The 5,322-nt window shown below is 63.0% G+C and carries 7 protein-coding genes; 4 read left to right on the top strand and 3 right to left on the bottom strand.

The features are described from left to right. Nucleotides 1-315: 315 nt before the first annotated feature. Nucleotides 316-597, bottom strand: coding sequence for a helix-turn-helix domain-containing protein (locus ACXJKR_RS23415; RefSeq protein WP_457324852.1), 282 nt, complete (start codon nucleotides 595-597; stop codon nucleotides 316-318). 125 nt (nucleotides 598-722) lie between these two features. Here ACXJKR_RS23415 and ACXJKR_RS23420 point away from each other — a divergent pair, with 125 nt between their 5' ends. The 4 genes from ACXJKR_RS23420 (at nucleotide 723) to ACXJKR_RS23435 (ending at nucleotide 3,212) form a co-directional block, all read left to right on the top strand. After that, nucleotides 723-1,208 carry a hypothetical protein gene (locus ACXJKR_RS23420; RefSeq protein ID WP_457324853.1) on the top strand — a complete coding sequence of 162 codons (486 nt, stop codon included), beginning with the start codon at nucleotides 723-725 and terminating at the stop codon, nucleotides 1,206-1,208. A 45-nt stretch (nucleotides 1,209-1,253) separates the two neighbouring features. Continuing rightward, nucleotides 1,254-2,567 carry a type II toxin-antitoxin system HipA family toxin gene (locus tag ACXJKR_RS23425; RefSeq protein WP_457324854.1) on the top strand — a complete coding sequence of 438 codons (1,314 nt, stop codon included), beginning with the start codon at nucleotides 1,254-1,256 and terminating at the stop codon, nucleotides 2,565-2,567. After that, the gene (locus ACXJKR_RS23430) at nucleotides 2,560-2,829 is read left to right on the top strand and encodes an antitoxin Xre/MbcA/ParS toxin-binding domain-containing protein (protein WP_457324855.1); all 270 of its coding nucleotides are present in this window, start codon (nucleotides 2,560-2,562) and stop codon (nucleotides 2,827-2,829) included. The genes ACXJKR_RS23425 and ACXJKR_RS23430 overlap by 8 nt, the downstream gene beginning before the upstream one ends. A gap of 248 nt (nucleotides 2,830-3,077) precedes the next feature. Then, nucleotides 3,078-3,212, top strand: a complete 135-nt coding sequence (locus ACXJKR_RS23435; RefSeq protein WP_457324856.1) for a hypothetical protein — start codon at nucleotides 3,078-3,080, stop codon at nucleotides 3,210-3,212. A gap of 67 nt (nucleotides 3,213-3,279) precedes the next feature. Here ACXJKR_RS23435 and ACXJKR_RS23440 read toward each other — a convergent pair whose 3' ends face one another. Beyond that, nucleotides 3,280-4,437, bottom strand: a complete 1,158-nt coding sequence (locus tag ACXJKR_RS23440; RefSeq protein WP_457324857.1) for a hypothetical protein — start codon at nucleotides 4,435-4,437, stop codon at nucleotides 3,280-3,282. A 169-nt stretch (nucleotides 4,438-4,606) separates the two neighbouring features. Continuing rightward, nucleotides 4,607-5,179, bottom strand: coding sequence for a hypothetical protein (locus ACXJKR_RS23445; RefSeq protein WP_457324858.1), 573 nt, complete (start codon nucleotides 5,177-5,179; stop codon nucleotides 4,607-4,609). Nucleotides 5,180-5,322 lie beyond the last annotated feature (143 nt).

Genomic DNA, 5,322 nt, shown 5'->3' on the forward strand with positions numbered 1-5,322 from the left:
CCAACGGACTTCATGTCCGATGAGTGCGTACCTTGAACAGGCAGCAGCACGTATCGGGCCCTGTGCTCTGGCTGGTTGCGTTTTCCCGTCATTGCAATGCTCCCTGGAAGTTGTTTGTTAGGCGCGGGATTCTGCCTGCGTCGGAATGGCTTTGGCGGCCGCCAAGCCATTGCGCGGCGATGTCCCCACGAATGTCCAAGGGCATTGGGCCGGGGTTTGACGTCGCCCCTTCGTCCGTGAGCAAAGCCAGGCATGGAACGGGCCGCACTGTTTGCGGCGCAACTGCGCATCAGCCCCCTTCACACGGGGCTCATCTCAGCTCTTGGAGACGCGGCCGCGAGACGTCTTCGCAGTTGACCGAGTCTTCTTGGGCGGCTCAGCAGCCGGAGCGTCAAAAAGGCTGCCGACCGGGACCTTGAGTGCCGTCGCGAGGTCGTGAATCACGGTCAGTGTCGGATTGGCCGCGCCCGTCTCGACGCGGCTCATATAGGTCCTGAACAACCCAGCACGCTCAGCAAGCTCTTCCTGCGTGACCTGGTTCACGGCGCGAAGCTCTTTGATGCGCTGTCCGAACCGTTTCTGCAGGGTTGTTTTCACCCCGACATGCTTGTGTACGTACACTAATTGATACACACACCAATTCGTACATTTGCATGCTTAGGCGCCGATCCTCAGGTCTGCCCTGGGTCAGCTGTACGGTTACGAACCAGTCGAGAGGCTAGATGTCGAAGCTTGAAACCATCTCGGGCCGCGTGAAGCACGTGGGTCAACACTCGTTTGATGACCACATCCACACCTACAGCCTCATCGAGCTGGAAACCAGCGCCGGTCGCGTCGACTTGGCCGACGCGAGCGCAGCCAACGCGCTGAGGCGCGCCATCGAGCCCGGGAAGTCCGTCGCTCTGGCCATCCTTCGCATGGATGACGGCGGCAAGCTCAAGAACTTGGTCCTCGGTGTCTACGACAAGGACGAGCAGCGCCTCTTCGTGAACGAGGAGATGTACGGTCTGCGCGATCACGCCGTCAAACAGTTCTTCCTGTTCAGCGTCCTGGGCATCGTCATCATCCCCGTGGGACTTGCCTTCTTCATCATCCCCGGCCTCCTGTACATCCGCGCGCTATGGAAGGCATGGCGGTCGAGTCGGCAGCTGCCGGCGGCCGATGAACTGCGGACTTTCGTGGAAGCGCTCCAGCCAGCGGCGGCATGAGCTGAACCGCGGCAGGTCGGCATCAGCGCTTCAAGGATCCACGTGATGGCCCGCGAGATGGCCAAAACGACCGACAGGGTCTCACTGCTTGACGTGTCGATCAACGGCATTGGCACAGGCCAGTTGCTCAAGGCCTCGAACTACGAGTTCCGCTACGACGACAGCCGTCAGAGCCAGGCTGGCATTGCGCTGCACATGCCGCCAAGAGAAAGGGCGTCCTGGCGGGACGGCGCCCTCTTCGCGACGATGGACCAGCACCTGCCCGAAGGCGATCTGCTGCTGCGCCTCAGCACCATGGTCCCGGAGCAGGAACTGCACCCCATGAACCTGCTGGCCAGGGTCCGCGAGAACGGAATCGGCCGGCTGGGCTTCGCCTTGCCGGGCGCGGGCGTGGCACCGCCGCCAATTCGCTTGCGCCGGGAGGCTCTGCTGTCCATGCCATTCACACAGGCTGCCTTCGACGAGCTGGCTGACGGCTACCTGCGCACTGGCGCTGGAATCGCCGGCGTGCAGCCCAAGCTCATGCTGGCAGATCGCACAGACGTGTCGGTTCCCACGGTCATCGTGAAGGTGGCGCCGCTGGCTTACCCCGGCCTGGCGGCCAACGAGTTCCTCTGCTTGTCAACTGCCAGGCGCGCCGGTATGCCGACGCCTGGGTTTGACCTCTCGCACGACGGGCACATGCTTGTTGTCGACCGCTTCGATCTGGTCCCGCGTCTGGGCGGCTGCATGGATCGCCAGGGATTCGAGGACATCGCAGCACTCATGGGCCTTCGCGTGCGCGACGCGCTCGCCGAGCGCAAGTACCAGGGCAGCTACCAGCGTGTCGCTGAACTGCTGAAGTCCTTGCAGCTGCCCTCCGAGGACCTGCATCGCTTCTATGAGCAGGTGGCCTTGAGCGTGATGCTGCGCAACGGAGATGCTCACCTGAAGAACTTCGGCGTGCTGGTGCCGCAGTCAGGCAGGCCCCGCCTCTCACCGGTGTTCGACGTGGTGACCACCGCGGCCTACACATACACGCGCTTCGCTGGCGACTCTGAGCAGACGGACCGGACGATGGCGCTCAGGCTCTTCGCCGGGAAGCACCGCACCAGGGCCTACCCGACGACTGAGGAGTTGCTGTGGTTCGGCGCAGAGATTTGCGGCGTCGAACGACCGCGCGTGGCGCTGGCGCGGATTGCGCAGGCGATGCGGGACACGCTCGCTGACGCAAAGGGCGATACGCGAATTCCGGCATCTGTGCTGACCGCCATGGAACCCTTGTGGCAGATCGGCATGCACTACGCCTCAGCAGATGCCAAGCCTTACCCAGGACCAGCACGGAAGACTCCCAATCCCGGAGGTAGCACTGATGACTGAAAGACCTATCGACGCCGTCATCGCATCAAAGCGGGCGCTCATCGACCGCCTCGACGCCTTCACGCACACACCAGAGTTTGAGCGGCTTCTGGTGGATGCGCGAGACAGCGCCGGCGACGGGACGGAAGCCTGGCTTGCCGAGTGGCTGATCCAGCCAGCATTTGGCCTGGGTGACCGCCCAATCGACATCGCGGCGGAGCCGGGCGGCATGGATCGCCTGGCTGACCAGCTCACGCGCATCCGCCACGGCAGCGGCGCATAACGTCGGGCGTCCAACTACCCGCAGGACCAAAGCATGCCATCTCAGCGGAAACGAAAGTCGAGTGTCAGCAAGCGTGTGCTCAGGCAGCGCCGCGGCCTCTTCAATGAAGACCTTCGGTTGTGGGATCGGATACCTGCGGTTGGACGCGAATTTGGGAGTCCGGACTTCGAACGTCTGATGGCCGAAGATCAGCGTGATCGGGTTGGTGTCTTCGACCCCGCGCTGAAGGACCCGTTCCAGAAGGCATCATGAGTCGGCCCACGGAAGCCGACCAGCCACATGGCAGGCTGCCCATCGGCGTGTTCGCGCGTCTTGACACCGCCTTCGAGGCTATCGCCGCCGATGCGGAAAGCCGGCTGGAGCGCAGCCACGCCGAAGGCTAGCCGGCCCCGGCGCTCTACACGGGCGGCGAATGGTGGGCTGCCCTCGGTTGGCACTGGGCCATCGATGTCACTCGCCCCAATGCAGCCCATGCAGAAAGGTTTCGCGCTCGGTCGGGTCGTACAGCGCATATTGCGCAATATGAACGTAGACGTGGTCGCGGATGAACTGGTCGAACTCTGACGCCGACATCGGCGGATTCGTGTTCCGGCTGTTGGCCCGCATCTCGGCGATCTTGCTTGCGGTAAACAAGATCTCCCCGGGACTGCGAGGTGCAGCGGCTGACCACAGCTTGGCCCCGATCGCGCTGGTGCTGATCTCGACCATCAGCGCGGAGAAGTCTTCGCGGAACAACGAGCGCAGCGTCTTCAGCTTGCGCCGGCGCTCCTTGGTGCTGAAGGAATCCAGGTGCTGCAGGTTGTAGTGCGGCTTGAAGTAGTTGATCAGCGCGGCCTCGGCCAAGAGGATTCGGTCCCTTCGGGTGAACGTCTGTGATCCAGCCTTCTTCCAATGGGCGTGCTCCTCCGCGGACGTCGCCGAAGGCTCGACCCAACGGTTACCCGCGGTGGACAGCATGTTCTTGGCGTGGCCGTAGGTCAGCCCGAGAAGGAGCACTTCGTCCCGGCCACATTCATCTGCGACATCTGCGAGGATGCGCTGCAAGGTGCTGTGCCGGCTGAGTCGATCGACGGCCAAGCGGTCGCCCTGTGCGCCAAAGGTCTGTCCGATGTACAACACCTCCAACCGGGTGTGGTCGCCCAGAGCATGTTGGCTCTGCGCCGCAAGAACGGCGCACGTCATTTCGACGGTATGGCCGGTTTGCTCGGCCAAGGTGATCCCGTGGCCAGCGGCGCTGTCGGGACGCACTGCCAGGAAGGGTGTCGGTGGGTTTGTGCGGCCGAGCTGCGCCGGCGTGAAGGTGAACGGCTCACGCTGCCACTGCTGATAGCCCTCACCATGGACCAGGAAGTCGCCGTAGAGGTCGCCGCCCTTCACCTTTAGGGAGACGGGATCGATGGAGATCCGACGACGTCGGCAGATGAGATAGACGTTGGAGCCGCGCAGCACCTCCCGGAAGCCGGGATCCTTGCCGAGTCGGTAGATGTCCGACGGGCGAAACATCACGGGTGCATCGGAATACAGATTCAGGCCCGCTTCCGCGAGGTACTTCCGTTTGATGTCGTCCGGACCGTCGGCGTCGAATTGCGTTTCCCGCGGTTGACCCATGCTGCTCGCCTCCTCGCTCTTGGACTCCGTGTAGTTTGACCGCTAGGTAGGGCTTGCCCAAGTGCGTAGAAGCACCGCCTGTGAAGTAGTTCGCCACCACCGAGACCTACCACTTTGGTAGAGCGAAATCAGCCAACGGGGGTGGCATTTTTGGCCAACAGGGAGATGGCTACCTGTTCCCGGCCTTGGCGTTTTTCTTGGCCTTGCGGGCCAACGTCACTTGACGCCGCTCGCAGATCGTCTTGTGACGAAACCTGTCGGCCGCGTGGGCGTCATCCAGCGGCGGGACGCCCGGTAGTCCTTTCGCGAGTCGTCCGATCGCCCGTGGGTGCGCCTGGGCCAGCTCATGCCCCAGCAGCACTCGAAGGACCTTGTCGAGCTGGGTCAGGAGCTGGCGAACCTGGCGGGCCTTGACCTCACCGGCCTCGGTCACGTCATACCTTTTCCAACGGTGATCATCGTTGGGCGCCGGCTTGGCGACCACCACCAGTCCTTTCTTGGCCATGCCCTTGAGCTGCGCGGAGACCGTCTCCCGCCTCAGCTGCAGCTGCTTTGCCACCTCTGACACGCCTGCCGCCGTTGACGTCCGGCCGATCGCGGAGGGCATGACGGCCAGGACGAGCATCTGCGTCGGGTTGATCCGCAGCTTCCTGTTTATCGCATTGAGCCGCGCATGGAGCAGATTGCCCACTTGAAGGTGGGCAAGCACCACATGGGGGTACGKGAGCCAGTCTTTGGTCACAACTGCGCCCCAGTGGGGCGCAGTTGCTGGCAGTGCTGCATAGGGATCATTTTGACGCTGTCAGGCAACAAGGAAATTTTGCCGCATTCTCGCCCGGTAGCAGGGCACCCGTTAATTCCGTTGCGCGGTGGGTATCTCCTATG

Source organism: Roseateles sp. P5_E11 (assembly GCF_054049355.1).